Source organism: Micromonospora chaiyaphumensis, from assembly GCF_900091435.1.
GTDB classification, from domain to species: domain Bacteria; phylum Actinomycetota; class Actinomycetes; order Mycobacteriales; family Micromonosporaceae; genus Micromonospora; species Micromonospora chaiyaphumensis.
In genome coordinates this window covers 514,502-534,001 of sequence record NZ_FMCS01000002.1, presented here as the reverse complement: position 1 = coordinate 534,001, position 19,500 = coordinate 514,502, and the positions used below count along the sequence as shown (strand labels likewise).

Annotated in this window: 17 protein-coding genes and 1 pseudogene; 16 read left to right on the top strand and 2 right to left on the bottom strand. The window is 72.7% G+C overall.

Annotation, left to right across the window (positions count from 1 at the left end):
* The first annotated feature begins 59 nt into the window (after positions 1-59).
* Complete coding sequence (locus GA0070214_RS08345; RefSeq protein WP_091260998.1) at positions 60-824, top strand: DUF4230 domain-containing protein; 765 nt, start codon at positions 60-62, stop codon at positions 822-824.
* 50 nt (positions 825-874) lie between these two features.
* Here the strand turns inward: GA0070214_RS08345 and GA0070214_RS08340 are convergent, their stop codons facing one another.
* Complete coding sequence (locus tag GA0070214_RS08340) at positions 875-1,462, bottom strand: hypothetical protein (protein WP_091260995.1); 588 nt, start codon at positions 1,460-1,462, stop codon at positions 875-877.
* A 205-nt stretch (positions 1,463-1,667) separates the two neighbouring features.
* On the opposite strand from GA0070214_RS08340, the gene GA0070214_RS08335 reads away from it, so the two are divergent.
* The 7 genes from GA0070214_RS08335 (at position 1,668) to GA0070214_RS08305 (ending at position 9,334) form a co-directional block, all read left to right on the top strand.
* On the top strand, positions 1,668-2,996 hold the full coding sequence (locus tag GA0070214_RS08335; RefSeq protein ID WP_091260993.1) for an efflux RND transporter periplasmic adaptor subunit: 1,329 nt from the start codon (positions 1,668-1,670) through the stop codon (positions 2,994-2,996).
* Positions 2,997-3,124: 128 nt separating this feature from the next.
* Positions 3,125-3,844: a response regulator transcription factor gene (locus tag GA0070214_RS08330; RefSeq protein WP_091261480.1), complete on the top strand. Its 720-nt coding sequence runs from the start codon at positions 3,125-3,127 to the stop codon at positions 3,842-3,844.
* Positions 3,841-5,421, top strand: coding sequence for a sensor histidine kinase (locus tag GA0070214_RS08325; RefSeq protein WP_377462774.1), 1,581 nt, complete (start codon positions 3,841-3,843; stop codon positions 5,419-5,421). Before GA0070214_RS08330 ends, GA0070214_RS08325 begins: the two co-directional genes overlap by 4 nt.
* Positions 5,422-5,462: 41 nt before the next feature.
* A complete protein-coding gene (locus GA0070214_RS08320; protein ID WP_091260990.1) occupies positions 5,463-6,683 on the top strand; it encodes an efflux RND transporter periplasmic adaptor subunit in 1,221 nt (406 codons plus the stop codon).
* Positions 6,680-7,486: an ABC transporter ATP-binding protein gene (locus GA0070214_RS08315; protein WP_091260988.1), complete on the top strand. Its 807-nt coding sequence runs from the start codon at positions 6,680-6,682 to the stop codon at positions 7,484-7,486. The genes GA0070214_RS08320 and GA0070214_RS08315 overlap by 4 nt, the downstream gene beginning before the upstream one ends.
* Positions 7,483-8,706 (top strand): ABC transporter permease, encoded by a 1,224-nt coding sequence (locus GA0070214_RS08310; protein ID WP_091260986.1) that lies wholly within the window; start codon positions 7,483-7,485, stop codon positions 8,704-8,706. Before GA0070214_RS08315 ends, GA0070214_RS08310 begins: the two co-directional genes overlap by 4 nt.
* A gap of 16 nt (positions 8,707-8,722) precedes the next feature.
* Complete coding sequence (locus GA0070214_RS08305; RefSeq protein WP_244167598.1) at positions 8,723-9,334, top strand: hypothetical protein; 612 nt, start codon at positions 8,723-8,725, stop codon at positions 9,332-9,334.
* 25 nt (positions 9,335-9,359) lie between these two features.
* Here the strand turns inward: GA0070214_RS08305 and GA0070214_RS08300 are convergent, their stop codons facing one another.
* Entirely contained in the window at positions 9,360-9,569 is a 210-nt protein-coding gene (locus GA0070214_RS08300) for a PspC domain-containing protein (RefSeq protein WP_091260984.1), read from the bottom strand.
* 304 nt (positions 9,570-9,873) lie between these two features.
* Between GA0070214_RS08300 and GA0070214_RS08295 the strand changes: the two genes are divergently transcribed.
* The 8 genes and pseudogenes from GA0070214_RS08295 (at position 9,874) to GA0070214_RS08265 (ending at position 19,462) form a co-directional block, all read left to right on the top strand.
* A complete protein-coding gene (locus tag GA0070214_RS08295) occupies positions 9,874-11,244 on the top strand; it encodes an L-serine ammonia-lyase (RefSeq protein ID WP_091260982.1) in 1,371 nt (456 codons plus the stop codon).
* Positions 11,245-11,308: 64 nt separating this feature from the next.
* Positions 11,309-12,136, top strand: coding sequence for an ABC transporter permease (locus GA0070214_RS08290; RefSeq protein WP_091260980.1), 828 nt, complete (start codon positions 11,309-11,311; stop codon positions 12,134-12,136).
* Positions 12,137-12,880 (top strand): ABC transporter ATP-binding protein, encoded by a 744-nt coding sequence (locus GA0070214_RS08285; RefSeq protein WP_091260978.1) that lies wholly within the window; start codon positions 12,137-12,139, stop codon positions 12,878-12,880. It abuts the gene before it with no gap.
* Entirely contained in the window at positions 12,877-14,808 is a 1,932-nt protein-coding gene (locus GA0070214_RS08280; RefSeq protein ID WP_091260977.1) for a DUF5941 domain-containing protein, read from the top strand. Before GA0070214_RS08285 ends, GA0070214_RS08280 begins: the two co-directional genes overlap by 4 nt.
* 16 nt (positions 14,809-14,824) lie before the next feature.
* Complete coding sequence (locus GA0070214_RS08275) at positions 14,825-17,017, top strand: bifunctional glycosyltransferase/CDP-glycerol:glycerophosphate glycerophosphotransferase (protein ID WP_091260975.1); 2,193 nt, start codon at positions 14,825-14,827, stop codon at positions 17,015-17,017.
* Positions 17,018-17,174: 157 nt separating this feature from the next.
* Entirely contained in the window at positions 17,175-18,482 is a 1,308-nt protein-coding gene (locus GA0070214_RS08270) for an ABC transporter ATP-binding protein (protein WP_091260973.1), read from the top strand.
* Positions 18,483-18,874: 392 nt separating this feature from the next.
* Positions 18,875-18,955 (top strand): annotated as a pseudogene (locus GA0070214_RS31365) (Scr1 family TA system antitoxin-like transcriptional regulator); the annotation flags it as partial.
* 39 nt (positions 18,956-18,994) lie between these two features.
* A complete protein-coding gene (locus GA0070214_RS08265; RefSeq protein ID WP_091260971.1) occupies positions 18,995-19,462 on the top strand; it encodes a DUF4442 domain-containing protein in 468 nt (155 codons plus the stop codon).
* Positions 19,463-19,500 lie beyond the last annotated feature (38 nt).

Here is a 19,500-nt window from a genome sequence, read left to right as displayed (position 1 = left end):
CGCACGGTGGCCGTACCGTCATTCTCAGTCGATGTGTCGGACGAGGACGGTGAGGGGCGATGGCCCGCGACGGTGACATCAACGAGCCCACCAGGGAGTTTCCGGAATACCCGACCGGCGAGTCCCTCCGGGCCCGGTCGGACGTCCCGTCCGACCCCCGGCCCGCTGGCCCGGCGTCGCCCGGTGCCCCGGCCCGCGGCCTGCTCTGGGTGCTCGGCGCGGCAGCGCTGGCCGTGGTGGTGCTGCTCGGCGTGCAGGCGACCGGCCTGCTGCCGGACTTCCGCAACCCGTTCGCCAAGGAGCAGACCGACCGCAGCCAGCCGCCGCTGCTCAAGTCGATCCGCGACCTGAGCCGCTACGTGGCTGCCGAGGGCAACTTCCAGGTGGTGGTCGACGTGCAGAAGGACCGGCGCAACGTGCCCGACTTCCTGCTCAACGAGCGCACACTCTTCGTGGGGGCGGGCCGCATCGAGGCCTACGTCGACTTCGCCAAGATCGCCGACGGGGCCGTGGTGGTCTCCGACGACGGCAAGTCCGTCGAGATCAAGCTGCCCGCGCCGCAGCTCGGCGAGACCGACCTGGACATGGACAAGAGCTACGTCTTCGCCGAGCAGCGCGGCCTCATCAACCGGCTGAACGACCTGGTCGGCGGCGACCCCAACCGGCAGCAGCAGGTCTACCAGCTCGCCGAGGACCGGATCACGGCGGCCGCCCGCGACAGCGGGCTCACCGCCCGGGCCGAGGAGAACACGCGCAAGATGCTGGAGGGCCTGCTCCGCTCCCTCGGCTACGAGAAGGTGACGGTCACCTACACGGCGACCTGACGCCATCTGCGCCACCCGCCCCGGTCCCACGGGGGCGGGTGGCGCACTGGTCAGCTCGCCGCGGGGGACGGGGCGGGGCTGAGCGCCTTGCACGCCGTCAGGGCCTCGGCGACCTTCGCGTCGGACGTGTTCTGGCCGGCGGTCAGCTGTACGCCCCGGTCGGCGAGACAGTTGGCGTACGCCGTGTTCGTGCCCTGCCCGCCGTTCTGCCCGGGCCCGCGGTTCCCGCCCGGCCCGCCGGTGGGCAGCGCGGAACGGCAGGCATCCTGCGCCTTCTGCCAGGCCGCGTCGTCGACCCCGTCCGGGCGGAACCGGTCCATGCCCCCGCCGGGTCCACCGCGCCCACCGCCCGGTCGGCCGGAGAAGCCGGGCGACGGCGTGCCGGACGGGAAGGGCCGCCCCGAACCGTCGGGCCGGGGCTGGCCGGACGGCCGACCGGTCGGCAGATTGTCGGGGAGGTCGATGCCCTGTTCCTTGAGGCAACTCGCGTACGCGGCGAAGCCGCCGGCCGGATCACCGGCCCCCGGCGTGCCGTCGCCCGCCGCGCCGTCGTCCGATCCACCACACGCCGCTGTCACGAACAACGCGGCACATCCCGTCGCCAGGGCCAGGCCCCATCGCGCTCGCCGGTTCAGCACCGAAACCTCCTCTGTGTGGCGCCCCGGGTCCGTCCGGCTTCCGCGGCGTCGATCCAGGCAACCCGGGCCACCTCCGGGCCACGTCGGACGAAGCTGGTAGCTGCCTCGGAATTCGCCGCGCGGCGCCGTTCCGGCCCGCTGCCTCTGAGGCAACTCCGAGGTTTGGCCGAGGGAACTGCGAGGCGCTGCCCGCAGACTCCTCGCCATGGGGATCGGTCTGAGTGCGTTGCGGCGGCTGGGACGTGACCGGCGGGCGCGGTGGACCGCCGGTGGCCTGGTCGTGGTGGTCGGAGTGCTCGCGTCGACCACGGCGTACGCGTTGACGGGGGAGTCGCGGTCGCCCGAAGCGCCGACGACCGTTCGCGTGGACCGGGGGGACGTCACGCTGGCCGTGGCGACGACGGGTGCGCTGCAACCGGCGCAGACCCGGAGCCTCAGCTTCGGCACGGCCGGCACGGTCAGCGAGGTCAGGGTCCGCGCGGGTGACGAGGTGCAGGCCGGCCAGGTGTTGGCACTGATCGACGCCACCGATGCCCGGGACCGGGTGGATTCCGCCCAGCAGGCGCTGGACAAGGCGGAAGCGGCACTCGACACCGCCGAGGCCAGCCAGGACGACCAGTCCGTCGACACCTGCCCCGTTGCCGCCAGCGGCGGCGGGGCGGCGGTGGTGCTGGCGGTGGCGCCCACAACGGTCCCGGCGTCCCCCACGCCTGCCTCGTCCGCCACGCCCACGCAGTCCCCGAGGCCCACGGTGTCGCCGACGCCCACCGCGAAGCCCAGCCCGGCCGGCCCGACCCCCACCCGTGACCCGGCCGGACAGCCGGGCCGCTCCGGCCCGTCGGCGCCTGGCGGCGACAGCGGGGCGACCTGCCCGAGCCGTGGCGGGCAGTCGGGCGCCGGGCAGTCGGGCGCCACCGGCACCGACCCGGTGCTGCGGGCGCAGCAGCAGCTGACCAGCGCTCGGCTGGCCGTGGCGGAGGCGGAGGAGGCACTGGCCGGTACCACGATCACGGCGCCGCTGGCCGGCAAGGTGCTGTCGGTCGCGGGCGCGGTGGGCGGCAGGGTCAGCGACGGCGGCACCTTCATCACCCTGGGCGATGTCGCCGGCATGGCGGTGTCGGCGAAGTTTCCCGAGGCGGACGCCGGGCGGCTCGCGGTCGGTCTCGCGGCGACGGTCACCCTCGCCGACCGCCCGGGCGAGGAGTTCGCGGCCACGGTCTCCCAGGTGGACCCGGTCGGTACGACGGACGGGCAGATGGTCCGGTACGGCGCCCTTCTCGACTTCGTCGACGTGCCGACGGGGACCCTGGTCGGGCAGAGCGCGAACGTCCGCGTCAAGATCCAGTCGGTGTCCGGTGTGCTCCGGGTGCCCGTCACGGCGGTGGGGGCGATCACCGGCGACGCCGGCACGGTGTTGCTCCGAACGGCTGTCGGCACCGAGTCCCGGCAGGTCACCGTCGGCGTACGCGGTGACCAGTACACGGAGATCACCGCCGGTCTCGCGGAGGGTGATCAGGTGGTCGTCAACGGGTGACCGCCGGCACCGACGCGCCGACCGCCCACCGAGCCTCAGCGGGAGCAGGGGTAATTCATAGGTGGCTCTCAGCCGACGCCGATAGAGATTCTCCGGGATCCGAGGCGAGGAGGAGAGCGGTGCGCCAACTGGCAGGGGAGCAGGCCCGGCGGCCGGCCAGGGTGCTCGTGGTGGACGACGAGCCGAACATATCCGCCCTGTTGTCGGCCACACTGCGGCTGATCGACTTTGACGTACGGGTGGCGAACGGCGGGCGGGAGGCGCTGACCAGCGTCGCCGAGTTCGAGCCGGATCTCGTGGTCCTCGACGTGATGATGCCGGACCTCGACGGCTTCGCCGTGGCGCAGCGGCTGCGGGCCACGGCCAACGGCCGGCAGGTACCGGTGCTCTTCCTGACCGCGCGGGACGCGGTCGAAGACCGGATCTCGGGACTCACCGCCGGCGCGGACGACTACGTCACGAAGCCGTTCAGTCTGGAGGAGGTGGTGCTGCGCATCCGGGCCATCCTCCGGCGGAGCCGGGTCGATCCGGACAGCGGTGTGCTGGGCTACGCCGACCTGGAACTCGACGATGACGCCCACGAGGTGCGCCGTGACGGCCGGCTGATCGAGCTGTCCCCCACCGAGTTCAAGCTGCTGCGCTTCCTGCTCCTCAACGCCGGCCGGGTGGTCAGCAAGGCACAGATCATGGACCGGGTGTGGGGCTACGACTTCGGCGGCGACGGCCGGATCGTCGAGTCGTACGTCTACTACCTGCGCAAGAAGATCGACAGGTGGGACCCGCCCCTGATCCACACGCTGCGCGGGGTGGGCTACACGCTGCGCCTGCCGCGGACGACGGACGAGTGAGCCGGGCGCCGGGCCCGGCGGCTGCCGCCATGGTGCGGCGGCTGCCACTCCCGCGCCGGTGGGGTCACTGGACGCTGCGGTCCCGGTTGGTGGTGGTGATCGCGACACTCGCCGCAGTGGCCCTGATCGTGGCGAACACCGCGGGTCTGGTGCTGCTCCGGTCCTATCTCACCGACCGGGTCGACGAACAGTTGGCGCGCATGGCCCGGATCTACCAGAACGGGATCCCGCCCGACCTGGGACAGGGCTTCGCCCGACCCGGACGGCCCCCGGGCGGCGGCCCGGGACAGGCGGTGCTGATCTACCGCGCGGACGGCACCGCGCTGCCTGGCCTGCTCTCCGCCGAGGATCTCTCGCCGCCGGAGTTGCCCGGCCATGCCGAGCTGCTGGCGCGAGCCGTCGACCGGCGGCCGTTCACAGTCGACGCGGAGGACGGCGGGAGCGACTGGCGAGTGATCGTCGTACCCACCGGAGACGGCGGGCTGGCCGTCGCCGGGCAGTCCCTGCGCGACGTCGAGGCGACAGCCGACGGGTTGCTGCTCATCGACGGCGCGGTGATGCTGCTCGTGGTCCTGGTGCTCGTCCTCGTCGCGGCCTCGGTGGTGCGCATCGGGCTGCGACCGTTGACGCGGATGGAATCGATCTCGGCGGAGATCACCGCGGGTGACCTGTCCCGCCGGGTCGAGGACACGGACCCGCACACCGAGCCCGGCCGGCTCGGCATCGCGTTGAACGTCATGCTCGACCGGATCGGTGCCGAGATGGCCGCGCGTAGCGCCTCCGAGCAGCGACTGCGGCAGTTCGTCGCGGACGCCTCCCACGAGCTGCGTACGCCGCTCACCTCGATCCGCGGCTTCGCCGAGCTGTACCGCCGGGGTGGTGCGCCGCCCGGCCCCCTGCTGGACGAGTCGATGAGCCGGATCGAGGCGGAGGCCGCCCGGATGGGTGTGCTCGTCGAAGATCTGCTGCTGCTCGCCCGGCTGGATCTGCACCGCCCGCAGCGGCGTGCGCCGGTCGACCTGCTCGCGATCGCCGCCGACACCGTCCGGGACGCGCATGCCCGGGTGCCCGACCGGCCGGTCCGGCTGGCCACCATGCGTGCCGGGGAGAGTGGACACGCAGACGGCGGCCCCGAGGACGGCGGGTTCGAGCCGGTGACCGTGCACGGCGACGAACACCGGCTCCGCCAGGTGGCCACCAACCTGGTGGCCAACGCGCTGCAGCACACCCCACCCGAGGCGGAGATAACCGTCCGGGTGGGTCGACTGGACGCAGCCGGGTTGGCGGTGCTGGAGGTCGCCGACACCGGTCCGGGCATCCCGGCGGAGCACGCCGGCCGCGTCTTCGAGCGGCTCTACCGGGTCGACGCCAGCCGTACCCGCGGCCGGGGGGTCGGATCCGGGCTCGGCCTGGCCATCGTGGCGGCGATCGTGGAGAGCCACGGCGGCCGGGTCGGCCTGGTCACCGGCGTGGGTCGGGGCGCCACCTTCCGGGTCCTGCTGCCGGTCGGCGCGGCCGGTCCCGCGCCGGCCCGGGACCGGGCCGGCGGTCACGGTTCCCAGCCTGCTCCGAGCTAACCCCGGGTTCGCTCCGAGCCCGGCGGTCCAGGCTGAGCGCCATGCCTGTGCGACGTCTGCCCTCCGTGCGCCGCCCCGCGGTGCTCGTCAACGCCGTACTCGGGGTGGCGATCGCCGCCGGCGGAACCTGGGCCTACACCATCTTCGTCAAGCCGGAGTCCAGCGCCGCCGCGGGCAGCGCCGGCACCCGGACCGTCGCCGTCGCGCAGGGCAGGGTGACCTCCACCGTCTCCGCCTCCGGCACCGTGCGCAGCGCCGTCACGGCCAGCGCCGAGTTCGCCACCGCCGGCACGGTCAGCGAGATCCGGGTCAAGGTCGGTGACGTGGTCAAGAAGGGTGCGGTACTGGCCCGGGTGGATCCGTCCTCGGCAAAGCGGCAGCTCACGGCCGCCGAGGCGAATCTGGACGCCGCCGAGGCGGCGCTCGACCGGGCCACCGACGCCGACAGCGACACGACGGACGCCGAGGCGCAGGTGACCAGCGCCGAGCTGGCGGTCGAAGAGGCGCAGGAGGCGGTTGACGGCAGCGTCCTCAAGGCACCGATGGCCGGTACGGTCGTGGCGGTCAACGGCAGCGTCGGCGGTTCCTCCGGCGGCGGGTCCAGCGGCAGCAGCAACGGGAGTTCCGGGGGCAGCGCGCCGAGCGGATCCACCAACAGCAGCTCCACCTCGTCGTCGAGCGGCTCGTCCGGCGGCTTCATCGAACTTGCCGACCTGAACAGGTTGGAGGTCTCCGCCTCTGTCGCCGAGGCGGACGCGACGAAGTTGAAGGTCGGCCAGGCGGCGACCGTCACCTGGAACGCGTTGGCGGGTGCGACCGCCACCGGCAAGCTGACCTCGATCGACCCGAACGCGAGCACCTCGAACAACGTGGTGACCTACGGTGTGGTGTTCAGCCTGGACCGGCTGCCGGACGGCGTACGTGCCGGGCAGACGGTCGAGGTGTCGGCCACGGTCGGCCAGGTGGACGACGTCGTCTACGTCAACTCGGCCGCACTGACGACCGTCGGCAACCGGCACACCGTGACCGTGCTGCAGAACGGCCGACAGGTGACCCGGACCGTCGAGGTCGGGCTGACGGGCGACCAGGCCGTGGAGATCACGTCCGGCCTGGAGGTCGGGGAGCAGGTCGTCCTGAAGACCTCCTCGACCAGCACCAACGGCAACAACGGTTTCCCCGGCGGTGGCCCGCCGGGCGGCGGGTTCCCGGGTGGCGGCGGATTCACCGGCGGCGGCATCAACGGCGGCAGGGCGGGCCGATGATCGGGCCACTGGGGAACGGTGCGGATGACCGGTCGACCGGGTCCGGCCACCCGCCGGTGCTCGACGTCCGCGAACTGACGAAGGTGTACGGCGAGGGCGAGGCGGCCGTCCACGCGCTGCGTGGCGTGAACCTGGTCGTCGAACGCGGCGACTACGTGGCGATCATGGGCTCGTCCGGATCCGGCAAGTCGACCCTGATGAACATCGTCGGCTGTCTGGACGTGCCGACTTCCGGCCGGTACCTGCTGGACGGGGTGGACGTCAGCCGGCTCAACGACCGTCAGCTCGCGCTGGTCCGTAACCGGCTGATCGGCTTCGTCTTCCAGGCGTTCAACCTGATCCCGAGGACCAGCGCGCTGGCCAACGTCGAGCTGCCGCTGGCGTACGCCGGGGTGCCGGCGGCCGAACGCCGCCGCCGGGCGCTCGCCGCGCTGGACATGGTGGGCCTGGCCGGCCGGGCCGGCCACGAGCCCAACCAGCTCTCCGGCGGCCAGCAGCAGCGCGTCGCGGTAGCTCGGGCGCTGGTCACCGAGCCGGCGCTGGTGCTCGCCGACGAGCCCACGGGCAACCTGGACAGCCGCTCGACGGCGGACATGCTGACGATCTTCGACGAGCTGAACGCCGCCGGCCGGACGATCGTGCTGATCACCCATGAGCCCGAGGTGGGCAGCCGGGCGCGGCGGCTGATCAAGCTCTTCGACGGGCAGATCTCCGCCGACGTTCGCCAGGACGGTCCGGCCGGGGCTGGCGGTGCGGATCGGATGCTCGACCAGCCGACCGCCACGATGGAGCGAATCCCGTGAATCTGTTCGAGATCCTGCGGTTCGCCGTCCGCGGGGTGACCGCCAACAAGCTGCGCTCGGCGCTGACCACGCTCGGCATCCTCATCGGCGTCGGCGCGGTGATCCTGCTGGTCGCGGTCGGCAACGGCTCGGCCAAGCAGATCACCGACCGGATCGCCGCTCTGGGCACCAACACGCTCACGGTGCAGAGCACGTCGCGCGGCGGTGCCAGCAGCACGGCGATCACCGTGGAGACCGCCGAGGCGCTCCGGGATCCCGTCCTGGCCCCGGACGTGCGGTCGGTGTCGCCGGTGGTCAGCGCCTCGGCCACCATCACGTACCAGGGTGCCGACCACTCGGTGCAGCAGTTCGTCGGCACCTACCCGACGTACTTCGGTGCGTCGAACACGCCGGTCGGCACCGGTACGGCGTTCACCGAGGAGGACGTCGCGCAGGGCCGGCGGGTGCTGGTGATCGGGCGGACCGTCGCCGAGGAACTCTTCCCCGGTGTCGAGCCGGTCGGCGCGGAGGTGACCGTCGGCGGCTCGCTGTTCACCGTGGTCGGCGTACTCGAGGAGAAGAGTTCGTCGTCCGGCTTCCAGGACGCCAACGACGTCGCCATCGCGCCGTTGACCGCTGTGCAGCAGACGTTGACGGGGTACGGCCCGGTCAGCTCCGTCGTCGTCGAGGCCGCCGGCTCGGACCGGGTGGACGAGGCCCAGGCGCAGATCGCCACGATCCTCGACCAGCGACTCAAGGTCTCCACCACCGGCTCCGGGAACGGCTCGAACCCGAATTCGAGCCCCTACCGGATCCAGAACGCGTCCCAGCTGCTGGAGACGCAGTCCGAGACGGCGGACACCTTCACCGTCCTGCTCGGCGCCGTGGCGGGGATCAGCCTGCTGGTCGGCGGGATCGGCATCACGAACATCATGCTGGTCACGGTGACCGAGCGGACCCGGGAGATCGGCATTCGCAAGGCCCTGGGCGCACCCCGCCGGGTGATCCTCACCCAGTTCCTGGCCGAGGCGACGATGCTCAGCCTGACCGGTGGTGGCCTGGGCGTGGCGGCGGCGCTGATCGGCAGCCGGTTCACCGTCGTCGGCGTCAAGCCGGTGATCGTGCCGAGTTCGATCGCGCTGGCACTCGGCGTCTCGGTCGCGATCGGGCTGTTCTTCGGCAGTGTCCCGGCCAGCCGCGCCGCCGGCCTCCGGCCGATCGACGCGCTCCGCTACGAGTGACTTCGGGGAAGTGACCATGACCAGAGCAGTGAAGTGGGGCCGTCAGGGGCGGGGAGTTCACCGCGGCGCCGACGGGCCGGGCCCTGATCTGACACCGCCGGCCGACGGATCCGGCAGCGGCGACGGGCTCGCGGGCGACCTGGCCGCGGCGGCGGGCCGGCGCTGGTGGAACCGGGGAACTCTCTACCTCGGGGCGTTGGTACTCGTGACCGGCGGCTTCCTCGGCGGTGTCCAGGTGCAGAAGTCGTACGGTGAATCGACTGCCGGGCCGGCCACCGCGGCCAGCCGTGGGCAGCGGGGAGCGGGCGGCTTCGGCTTTCCGGGCGGACCGGCGGCCGCCGGCATGCCGACCGGGGCGCCGGGCGGTGCCGCGCCGAACACCGGCAACTCGGGCGCCGGCGGCGCGAGCACCACCACCGGCACGGTGAAGCTCGTCGACGGCACGACCCTCTACGTGGAGACCGCGGACGGCACCGTGGTGACCGTACGGACCAGCGGTGACACCGCGATCAAGCTCGCCAGGGACGGGGCGCTGAAGGACCTGAAGGCCGGCGACGCGGTCACCGTGGAGGGGGCCAACTCCGCCGGCACGGTCGCCGCGACCACCGTGACCGGGCCGGCGAAGTAGCGGTCCGCCGGCCCGGCCGGGCGGGTCAGTGGCGGATGGTGGCGAGGTAGCGATCCTCGTTCGGCATGAGGACCCAGAGGATCAGATAGACGATCACCTGGGTGCCGGGCAACAGCAGCGACAGCAGGAACAGCAGCCGGACCAGGCCGGCGGACATGCCGAACCGCTGGGCCAGGCCGGCGCAGACGCCGGCGAACACGCGCCCCTGGCGGGGCCGGACCAGTTTGCGACTCATCGTCGAACTCCCACTTCTGCGGCGATCCGCCGCGCTGATTCCACGGTAGGAACGGGTGCACGTCCCGCCCTCGGCCCCGAGGAGGATCGGCGACCCGGGAACCCGTAGGTGCTTTACCCCGGCGGTCCATGACCGATTCACCGGCCGGCCAGCCGGTGACGGTGGGTTGACGGCAGGCGCGGAGGGTAGGCTCGCCGGTCGGGCGCCCACACCCCGGGTGCCGCCCGCCGCCTCCCGGAACCGGGGAGCGGCACACACCGGGCCGGACCCGCACGACGGGGACGACGGCGAGGAAAGTGCAGCCATGATCAGTGTTTTCGATCTCTTCAGCGTCGGTATCGGGCCGTCCAGCTCGCACACCGTGGGGCCGATGCGGGCCGCGCGGACGTTCGTGGCCGGGCTCAAGGCCGACGGCCAGCTCGCCGACGTCGTGCGCGTGCAGGCCGAGCTGTTCGGCTCGCTGGGCGCCACCGGCCACGGCCACGGCAGCGACCGCGCCGTGCTGCTCGGGCTGGAGGGCGAGGCCCCGGAGACGGTCGACACCGACACGGTCGGGCCGCGGGTGGAGCGGATCCGCGCCGAGCGGCGGCTCAGCCTGCTGGGCAGCCAGGAGATCGACTTCGACCCGGACCGGGACCTGGTGCTGCACCGCCGCCGCTCCCTGCCGTACCACCCGAACGGGATGACCTTCGCGGCCTTCGACGCCACGGGGGAGCAGGTCCGCGCGCGCACCTACTACTCGGTCGGCGGCGGGTTCGTGGTCGACGAGGCGGCCGCCGGGGCGGACCGGATCAAGCCGGACAGCACCCGGGTCCGCCACCCCTTCCTCACCGGCGCGGAACTGCTGGCGGTGACCACGGAGACCGGCCTGTCGATCAGCGAGGTGATGCTCGCCAACGAGCTGTCCTGGCGCAGCGAGGCGGACGTCCGGGCCGGGCTGCTGGAGATCTGGCGAGTCATGCAGGAGTGCGTCGAGAGCGGCTGCGCCCGCGACGGCGTCCTGCCGGGCGGGCTGAAGGTGCGCCGCCGGGCGGCCGAGCTGCGCCGCAGCCTGGCGGCGGAGGGCGACGCCACCGACCCGCTGCACGCCATGGACTGGGTCACCCTCTTCGCGCTCGCGGTCAACGAGGAGAACGCGGCCGGCGGGCGGGTCGTCACGGCGCCGACCAACGGCGCCGCCGGGATCATCCCGGCCGTGCTGCACTACTACACCCGGTTCGTGCCGGGCGCCTCCGAGGAGGGCGTGATCCGCTTCCTCCTGGCGGCGGGCGCCATCGGGGTGCTGTTCAAGGAGAACGCCTCGATCTCCGGTGCCGAGGTGGGCTGCCAGGGCGAGGTCGGCTCGGCCTGCTCGATGGCGGCGGCCGGGCTGGCCGAGGCGCTGGGCGGCACCCCCGAGCAGGTGGAGAACGCGGCCGAGATCGGCATGGAGCACAACCTCGGCCTCACCTGCGACCCGGTCGGCGGCCTGGTGCAGATCCCCTGCATCGAGCGCAACGCGGTGGCCAGCATCAAGGCCATCACGGCGGCGCGGCTGGCGCTGCGTGGCGACGGGGTGCACGCCGTGTCGCTGGACAAGGTCATCAAGACCATGCGGGAGACCGGCGCCGACATGAAGATCAAGTACAAGGAGACGGCGCGGGGCGGCCTCGCCGTCAACGTGATCGAGTGCTGAACCCGAAGGGGTGACCCGGCGCGTCCGTGCGCCGGGCCGGGACACCCGGGGCGAGGATGGGACGGTGACGTCCGGCGTCGCCGCGCTCTGGTCCGCCCGCACCTCGCTGCGCATCCTGGTCCGGCGCGATCTCGCGGTGAAATACCAGCAGTCCGTGCTGGGCTACCTCTGGTCGCTCATCGAGCCGCTCGGCATGGGCCTGATCTACTGGTTCGTCTTCGGCGTGCTCTACTCCGGCGCGACCCGGCGGCACCTGGGCGACGCGGCCGGGTCGTACCCGCTGTTCCTGATCACCGGGATCTTCGCCTGGATGTGGGCCAGCTCGGCGCTCACCGAGGCGACCAACGCGCTGACCGGGCAGTCCCGGCTCATCACCACCATGAACCTGCCCCGGCAGGTCTTCCCGATCGGCCGGGTCACCGGCCGGTTCGCCGAGTACCTCGCCGGCCTGCCCATCCTGGCCGCCATCGCGATCCTCTACGCCGCGCACGGCCGGATCCACCCCGGCTGGAACCTGCTCGCGCTGCCGCTGGCCGTGGCGGTGCAGTTCGTCCTGCTGGTGGGGCTGGCGCTGCTGCTGTCGGCGGGCAACGTGCTGATGCGCGACATCGAGCGCTTCATGCGGCTGATCATCCGGGTGCTCTTCTACGCCACCCCGATCATCTATCCGCTGAACCTGGTGCGGGACTCGGGCATGCCGGCCTGGCTGAAGATCGCGTACGAGCTGAACCCGCTGGTCGGGATCTTCCAGCTGCACCACGCGATCTGGTACCCGGACGAGTTCCCCGACGCCCGGCTGCTCACCGTCACCGTGGCGGGCAGCCTGCTGGTGTTCGCGGTCGGCTGGTGGTCGTTCCGCCGCCTCGAACCGGCCGTGCTCAAGGAACTGTGAATGGCGGCGATCATCGAGGCGGACGGGCTCGGCATCCGGTTCGTCCGCAACCGCCGCCGCCAGCTCCGGCTGCGGGAACTGCTCATCCACCGGGGCTCCCGCGACCCGGACGCCGGCCGGTTCTGGCCCCTGCGGGACGTCTCGTTCCGGATCGAGCCGGGCGAGACGGTCGGCGTGGTGGGGCGCAACGGCACCGGCAAGAGCACGCTGCTGCGGCTGATCGCCGGGGTGCTGATCCCCGACGAGGGCGCGATCCGGGTGCACGGCCGGGTCGCACCGCTGCTGGAACTCTCCGCCGGTTTCTCCGGCGACCTGACCGGCCGGGAGAACCTCTACCTGGTGGGCGGGCTGCACGGGCTGTCGTCGGCGTACCTCCGGCGGCACTTCGACGAGATCGTCTCGTTCGCCGGTGAGCAGGTGGAACGTGCCATCGACACCTCGGTCCGGCACTACTCGTCGGGGATGAAGGTGCGGCTGGGCTTCGCGGTGATCGCCCACCTGCCGCACCCCGTGCTGCTGGTGGACGAGGTGACCGCGGTCGGGGACGCGGAGTTCCGCGCGAAGTGCTATGCGACCATCGAGCGACTTCTCGCGGAAGGGCGCACGCTGGTGCTGGTGTCACACAACGACAAGGACCTCACCCGGTTCTGCCGTCGGGGGCTCTACCTCGACGCCGGGCGGTTGACCGTCGACGGGACGATCGACGAGGCGCTGCAGGCGTACGCCAGCGCGACGCAGCGGTGACGCTCGCGATCGTGCTCGCCGCCGGGCCGGCGGCGGGCCTGACCACCGAGGCCGGGGAGCGCCTGGCCGACCGGCTCGCCGGGCAGTGGCGCCGGGCCGGGGCGGACGAGGTGCGGGTGGCCGCCGACCTGTCCGAGCTGGCCGACCTGGTGGCCGCCGCCACCGGGCCGGTGCTGGTCAGCGGGGCCGACCTGGTGGCGCACACGGCCGTACTCAAGCATCTGGCCACCAGCCCGGTCGGGCCGACGGTGGCCCTGGTGCTCACCGATCCGCCGGCCGCCGGGCAGGCGACGGTCCGCGAGGAGCGCGGCCAGGTGGTGGCGGTGGACGACCCGGCGGGCGCGACCGGCGTGTTCGGCGGCGCGCTGCGGGTCGGTCCGGCCGACCTGCCGGCCCTCGCCGCCGCGGCCCGGAGCGCGGCCGGGGGCGGCGTCGACCGTCTCTTCGCCGAGCTGGCCGGCTGCGGCACGCTGACCTTCGCCCACCGGGTACGCCTGCTCGTGGCGCACCGGGTCGGCGACCCGGCGGAACTGGCGGCGGCGCAGGCCGCCGTGGCGGCGGTCGACGAGGACCGGGCCGAGCTGCGGCTGTCGGTGAAGGAGCGCGACGACTTCTTCACCACGTTCTTCGTGAGCACCTGGTCCCCGTACGTGGTGAAGGCGGCCGCCCGGATCGGGCTGGGCCCGACCGCGGTCACCATGATCTCGGTGGCCTTCGCGGTGGCCGCGGCGGTGCTCTTCGGCGCCGGCGGTCGGCCCGCGCTGGTGGCCGGCGCGGTCCTGCTCTACCTGGGCTTCGTGCTCGACTGCGTGGACGGCCAGCTGGCCCGCTACACCCGGCACTTCAGCGCCTGGGGCGGCTGGCTCGACACGATGGCCGACCGGGCCAAGGAGTACGTGGTCTACGCGGGTCTCGGTTACGGGGCCACGCATGCCGGCTTCCGCTACGGCTGGGCGCTGGCGATCGCCGCCATGACCCTCCAGACCGTGCGGCACATGACCGACACCTGGTACGGCGTGCTGCACGACGAGGCGGCCCGCCGCCCCCGTGCGGCGACGGCTGACACGGGCGGCATCGGCGGGAAGCTGAACGCCGCCTCGACGAAGGTGCAGGCGGACACCGGCTCGGTGTCCTACTGGCTGAAGCGGACGGTGGTCTTCCCGATCGGCGAGCGGTGGGCGCTCATGGCGGTGGCCGCCGCGCTGTTCGGGCCGCTCGTGGCGCTCTGCGCCGTGCTGGTGTGGGGGGTGCTGGCGTTCGCGTACACCGGGGGCCTGCGCACCCTGCGGGCGCGGTGGATGCGGGTGCCGGTCATGAGCAGCGTCGACACCGGCCTGCACCGCGACGACGGGCCGCTGGCCCGGACGCTACCGGCGCCCGGGCGGCTGCCGGCGGTGCGGCAGCCGCTGGTGCTGGCGGTGCTCGGCGCGCTCGGTGCGACGGGCCTGCTGCTGTGGGCGTTGCTCGCCGTCCGCGCCGGGGACGACCTGCCCGGCTGGGCGGTGGCGTTCGCGTTCGTCGTCCTGCTGGGCGGGGCGCACGGCGCGCGGGCCGCGCACGACGGGCCGCTGGACTGGCTGGTCCCGGCGGCGTTGCGGGCCGGGGAGTATCTCTTCGCGATCGCCGTCGGGGTGGCCGGGCGGGTGTCGCCGTGGCTCATCTTCGGGTACGTCTTCGTGCTGACCCTGCACCACTACGACCTGACGGCCCGGCTGGAGAAGCGGCAGGCCGCCCCGCCGCTGCACGCCGCCACGGTGGGCTGGGAGGGGCGTTCGGCGCTGCTGACCATCGGCTCAATCGCCGGAATTGCGAGCATCGCTCTAGCTACACTCGGTGCGTACCTTCTCGTGGTTTTTGTCGCGAGCGTGGTCCTCGCCTGGGTGGTCCTGCCGGCCCGCGCCCGTGGGGGTGACCGCTCGCCGGGCTGACGGAGGGCCGGCCGGGATGACCCTGATCAGCTTCGTCGTACCGGCCTTCAAGGTGCAGGGTTACCTCCGGGAGTGTCTCGACTCGATCCTCGACCAGCCGTTCGACGACGTCGAGGTGATCGGGATCGACGACGCCTCCCCGGACGACAGCGGCGAGATCCTGGTCGAGTACGCCGAACGCGACCCCCGGGTCCACCCGGTCCGGCTCGCCGAGAACGTCGGGCTCGGTCCGGCCCGCAACATCGGGCTGGACCGGGCCACCGGCGAGTACGTCTGGTTCGTGGACGGCGACGACTGGCTGGTCCCCGGCTGCCTGCCGCACGTGGCCGACCGGCTCCGCGCCACCCGCCCCGACGTCCTGATCGTGGACCACGTCCGGGCGCACTGGAACAACGTCGGCACCCGCAGTGCCATGCGGGACGTGTTCCCGGAGCCGCCCGGCGAGGCGACCTTCCGGCTGCGGGAGCGGCCGGAGACCCTGCGGCTGCTGCACACCGCCTGGAATCGCCTGGTCCGCCGGGACTTCCTGGTCGGGCAGGGGCTGCGCTTCGCGCCCGGCTGGTACGAGGACGTCTCGTTCAGCTATCCCGTGCTGCTGGCCGCCGAGCGGATCGGCGTGCTGAACCGGGTCTGCCTCAACTACCGGCAGCGCCGCACCGGGGCGATCACCCGCACCCGCGGCGACCGGCACTTCGAGGTCTTCGCCCAGTGGCACCGGGTGTTCCGGCTCATGGACCAGTGGGGTCCGGCCGTGGTGGACGGGCTGCGCCCGGCCGTCTTCGAGCGGATGATCTGGCACTACCTGACCGTGCTGGGAAACGGCCAGCGGATCGCCCCCGAGCTGCGGCCGCCGTTCTTCGCCCAGATCCACGCGGATTACGTGCGCTTCCTGCCGCCCGAGGGCTACCCGGTCCCGCCCGGCCTGGAGGGGGTGAAGCACCGGCTCGTGGCAACCGGGCGGTGGCGGGTGTTCACCGCCCTCCGGGCCGCCCATCAGGCCGGGGAGCGGGCCCGGCGCTCGGCCCGGCGGGCCAAGCGGCGGGTGCTGCCGGTGGCCCGGCGCAACGCCCGCAGGGCCCGGGACGCGGCGCTGCGTGAGTACTACCGGGCCGAACTGCACCGGCCGCTCGACCCGACGCTCGCCGTCTACGCCGCCTACTGGTACCGGGGTTACTCCTGCAACCCGGCCGCCATCTACACGGCCGCCCGCCGGCTCGCCCCGCAGGTGCGCGGCGTCTGGATCGTCCGCCGGGACCGGGTGGCCGGGCTGCCGCCCGGCGTGGAGTACGTGGTGGCCGGCACCCCGGACTACTACCGGGTGCTGGCCCGCGCCCGCTGGCTGGTCAACAACGTCAACTTCCCGGACTTCGTCCGCAAGCGGCCCGGCGCCGTGCACGTCCAGACCCACCACGGCACCCCGGTCAAGGTGATGGGGCTGGACCAGCAGCGCTATCCGGTCGGGGCGATGGGGATGAACTTCGCGAACCTGCTGCGCCGGGTGGACCGCTGGGACTACAGCGTCAGCTCGAACAGCTTCTCGACCCAGATGTGGGAGCGGGCGTATCCGGCCGACTACACCACCCTGGAGGTCGGCTACCCGCGCAACGACCGGCTGGCCCTGGCCACCGACGAGGAGTGCCGCCAGGCCCGCGCGGGGCTGGGCATCGGCCCGGACGAGTACGTGGTGCTCTACGCGCCGACCCACCGGGAGCACCTGCCCGGCTGGCGGCCGCCGTTCGACCCGGACCGGCTGCGTGACGTGCTCGGCCCGTCGGGCCGGCTGCTGATGCGCAGCCACTACTTCCACGACCGGGAGCGGCAGTTGCGCGGCGTGTCCGACGGCGCGGTGCTGGACGTGAGCGGGTACGACCGGGTGGAGGACCTCTACCTCGCCGCGGACGTGCTGGTCACCGACTATTCCTCCGCGATGTTCGACTACGGCGTGCTGGACCGGCCGATCGTGGTCTACGCGCCGGACTGGGACGCGTACCGCGTCTCCCGGGGTGTCTACTTCGACCTGCTCGCCGAGCCGCCCGGCGCGGTGGCTGTCGACTTTCCCGGGCTGCTCGACCTGTTCCGCAGCGGCGCGGTACGCGGAACGGCGGCCGAGCAGGCCCGGCAGCGGTTCCGGGCCCGGTTCTGCGCGCTGGACGACGGGCACGCCGCCGAGCGGGTGGTCCGCCGGGTCTTTCTGGACGAACCGGCCTGAAAAGTCATTACTGAGCGGTCGCTTTACCGATGGAAGACCGCCAATCTCATTAATGGTTCTTTCACGAGCTGAACATGGCACGTTTACCCGATGTGCGGAGGCCATGATCCTGGTCACAGTCATTCCCGGGTTCGGCCGAGAGCTGGGGAGGCAGACGGTGACCACCGTCGCGCTCAAGGATGTCACCAAGGTGTTCCAGGACGGGACAGTCGCGGTGGACACCATCAATCTGGACGTCAACGACGGCGAGTTCATGGTGCTGCTCGGCCCTTCGGGCTGCGGCAAGTCCACCGTGCTGCGAATGGTCGCCGGGCTTGAGGATCCCACCTCGGGCGCGGTGATGCTGGGCGGCGAGGTGGCCAACGACCTGCCGCCCCGGGAGCGGAAGATCGCCATGGTCTTCCAGGACTTCGCGCTCTACCCGCACATGACCGTCGGTGACAACATCGGCTTCCCGCTGCGGCTCTCCGGCATCGAGCCCGGGCCGCGTGGCGAGCGGATCCAGGACGTGGCGAGCGCCCTGGGCATCGGCGACGTGCTCGCGCGCAAGCCCAGCCAGCTCTCCGGCGGCCAGCGGCAGCGGGTGGCCATGGGGCGGGCCATAGTGCGCCGGCCCGGCCTGTTCCTCATGGACGAGCCCCTCTCCAACCTGGACAGCGGCCTCCGCGCCGAGCTGCGCGCCGAGATCTCCGGCCTGACCCGCGAGCTGGGCGTCACCACCATCTACGTCACGCACGACCAGGCCGAGGCGCTGACCATGGCCGACCGGGTCGCCATCATGCGCAAGGGCGTGCTCCAGGACGTGGGCACACCCACCCAGGTGTACGGGCGCCCGGCCACCCTCTACGTCGCCGCGTTCCTCGGCAGCCCGCGGATGAACCTGCTGGAGGCGTCGGTCTACGTCCACCTCGACCGGTACGTGACGTTGAACCTCGGCGAGCAGGCGCTCTACCTGCCCTGGGACGACATCCGCAGTCGGGCCGTGGCGCACTACCACGGGGAGCGGATCGTGGTCGGCATGCGGGCGGAGGCGCTCACCCCGGTCACCCCGGACACCGCCGGCGACGTGCTCCACGGCCGGATCCGCTATCTGGAGCACCACGGCCACGAGTCGCTGGCCTTCCTCGACATCGGCGCCACGGCCATCGTGGTGGACGAGATGGGCAGCCGGGGGGAGAGCAGCGCCCCCGGCCAGCGCGGCCTGCGCCGGTTCGGTCAGGTCATGCAGCGGATCGCGGGGCGCTCGGCGGACGCACCGGTCTCCGCGGCGCCGAGCGGCAGCGGGAACCGGACCAGCGTGCTGCCCGACCCGGGCCGGCACCACCGGCGTCCCGCGGAGCTGGCCGTGCGGCTGGCGCCGTACCCGGCGGTGTCGGCGGGCCACCCGCTCACCGTCCAGGTGCGGATGGACGCCCTGCACTTCTTCGACGAGCGCGGCGACCGGATCGACGTCGGCTGGCGCTGACGGGCTTCGCCCGTGGGATTTCCCGCCGTGGCGCCGGCCGGCGACCGCGTGCTGCACGAGACGTCGTTCATCCGCCGCGGGTCACGCTACGTGACGCGCCGCCCCACCCGGGGAGGACCTCGTCCGCGCCTTTGCTCTGCAGCCACGGACGCAGCACTTGCGCTGAGTGACCGCGATGACCCAGGGGAGCGTCGGGGCGCCGGAGAGAAGCAGCAGCTCAAGCGTGTGATGCATGGATGGCTGCAGAGCAAAGGCGGCGGAAGGGCTTTCCCAGGGTCGGCCGGAGGCATTACTCAGGGTGAGACCGGGGGCCGTGCACGCACAGTGACCTCATCGGTCGAGTGGAGCGGCTGACCGGTGAACGGGGAACGCGGGAGTGGCTCGGCGGCGAGTGGGTGACCAACGAGCAGGAGGCGACCGCGCTGCGCAGCTTCCAACCGCTGGTGGTTCCGGGGCTGCTGCAGACCGAGGCGGCCCTTGCCGGGAAAGTTACTGCCGAGTAGCGTCTGGGCATGTCCATCGACTCTCGCCAGGTTGCGGCCGGTTTGCTGGAGGCCGTGCCGTTCGCCCGCACGCTCGGTATCGAATTCGTCGAGGTGGCCCCCGAGGCCGCGGGCGGGGTCCGCGCCGTGGTCCGGCTCCCCGATGTCCCGGAGCACCACAACCACGTCGGCGGCCCGCACGCGGGCGCCATGTTCACCCTCGGGGAGACCGCCTCCGGCGCGGTGGTGCTCGCCGCGTTCGGGCAGGTGCTCGACCGGGCCGTACCGCTGGCCGTGACCGCCACCATCCGCTACCAGAAGGTCGCCCTCGGGCCGGTGCTGGCGACGGCGCGGCTGGGGCGTACCCCGGCCGAGGTCGTCGCCGAGCTGGACGCCGGCCAGCGGCCGGAGTTCCCGGTCGAGGTGGAGATCGGCACCGAGGACGGCACCGTGACCTCTGGGCTCACGGTGATCTGGACACTCCGCCCGAACCGCTGACGTCCGAATCGGGTTTGCCCGGCCGGTGCCCTGGATAG